Consider the following 2,041-nt stretch of genomic DNA (forward strand, 5'->3'; position numbering starts at 1 on the left):
GTCGCTGCCGCAGCTTCGGTGCATGGTTTAGCCCCGTTACATCTTCCGCGCAGGCCGACTCGACCAGTGAGCTATTACGCTTTCTTTAAATGATGGCTGCTTCTAAGCCAACATCCTGGCTGTCTGTGCCTTCCCACATCGTTTCCCACTTAACCATGACTTTGGGACCTTAGCTGGCGGTCTGGGTTGTTTCCCTCTTCACGACGGACGTTAGCACCCGCCGTGTGTCTCCCGTGATAACATTCTTCGGTATTCGTAGTTTGCATCGGGTTGGTAAGTCGGGATGACCCCCTAGCCGAAACAGTGCTCTACCCCCGAAGATGAGTTCACGAGGCGCTACCTAAATAGCTTTCGGGGAGAACCAGCTATCTCCCGGTTTGATTGGCCTTTCACCCCCAGCCACAAGTCATCCGCTAATTTTTCAACATTAGTCGGTTCGGTCCTCCAGTTAGTGTTACCCAACCTTCAACCTGCCCATGGCTAGATCACCGGGTTTCGGGTCTATACCCTGCAACTTAACGCCCAGTTAAGACTCGGTTTCCCTGCGGCTCCCCTATACGGTTAACCTTGCTACAGAATATAAGTCGCTGACCCATTATACAAAAGGTACGCAGTCACACCCGAAGGTGCTCCCACTGCTTGTACGTACACGGTTTCAGGTTCTTTTTCACTCCCCTCGCCGGGGTTCTTTTCGCCTTTCCCTCACGGTACTGGTTCACTATCGGTCAGTCAGGAGTATTTAGCCTTGGAGGATGGTCCCCCCATATTCAGACAGGATACCACGTGTCCCGCCCTACTCTTCGAGTTCACAACCTGTGCATTTTGGTGTACGGGACTATCACCCTGTACCGTCGGACTTTCCAGACCGTTCCACTAACACACAAGCTGATTCAGACTCTGGGCTGCTCCCCGTTCGCTCGCCGCTACTGGGGGAATCTCGGTTGATTTCTTTTCCTCGGGGTACTTAGATGTTTCAGTTCCCCCGGTTCGCCTCGTTAACCTATGTATTCAGTTAACGATAGTGCAACGAATTGCACTGGGTTTCCCCATTCGGACATCGCCGGCTGTAACGGTTCATATCACCTTACCGACGCTTTTCGCAGATTAGCACGTCCTTCATCGCCTCTGACTGCCAGGGCATCCACCGTGTACGCTTAGTCGCTTAACCTCACAACCCGAAGATGTTTCGTAAAACATCATCGTGTCGCGAAAATTTGAGAGACTCGAACACACATTAACTGTGTGTCGTTTCAATTTTCAGCTTGATCCAGATTTTTAAAGAGCAAATATCTCAAACATCACCCGAAGATGAGTTTTGAGATATATCGGCACGCGTCTTTCACTCACGAACCAGCAAGTGGCGTCCCCTAGGGGATTCGAACCCCTGTTACCGCCGTGAAAGGGCGGTGTCCTGGGCCTCTAGACGAAGGGGACACTGAAGTCTCAATCGCAAGACGCCTTGCTTCTCTACTTTCATCAGACAATCTGTGTGAGCACTACAAAGGCAGGTTCTTTAAGGTAAGGAGGTGATCCAACCGCAGGTTCCCCTACGGTTACCTTGTTACGACTTCACCCCAGTCATGAATCACAAAGTGGTAAGCGCCCTCCCGAAGGTTAAGCTACCTACTTCTTTTGCAACCCACTCCCATGGTGTGACGGGCGGTGTGTACAAGGCCCGGGAACGTATTCACCGTAGCATTCTGATCTACGATTACTAGCGATTCCGACTTCATGGAGTCGAGTTGCAGACTCCAATCCGGACTACGACATACTTTATGAGGTCCGCTTGCTCTCGCGAGGTCGCTTCTCTTTGTATATGCCATTGTAGCACGTGTGTAGCCCTGGTCGTAAGGGCCATGATGACTTGACGTCATCCCCACCTTCCTCCAGTTTATCACTGGCAGTCTCCTTTGAGTTCCCGGCCTAACCGCTGGCAACAAAGGATAAGGGTTGCGCTCGTTGCGGGACTTAACCCAACATTTCACAACACGAGCTGACGACAGCCATGCAGCACCTGTCTCACAGTTCCCGAAGGCACCAA

General features: G+C 51.7%; 1 tRNA gene and 2 rRNA genes. All 3 read right to left on the reverse strand.

The features are described from left to right. A 23S ribosomal RNA gene (locus tag ABLU95_RS21470) occupies positions 1 to 1,168 on the reverse strand; the annotation flags it as partial. Positions 1,169 to 1,358: 190 nt separating this feature from the next. Beyond that, positions 1,359 to 1,434 (reverse strand) — tRNA-Glu (locus ABLU95_RS21475). A gap of 85 nt (positions 1,435 to 1,519) precedes the next feature. Beyond that, positions 1,520 to 2,041, reverse strand: a 16S ribosomal RNA gene (locus tag ABLU95_RS21480); the annotation flags it as partial.

The sequence above is a fragment of the Klebsiella sp. GG_Kp146 genome (genome assembly GCF_040061975.1).
GTDB lineage: Bacteria > Pseudomonadota > Gammaproteobacteria > Enterobacterales > Enterobacteriaceae > Klebsiella > Klebsiella quasipneumoniae.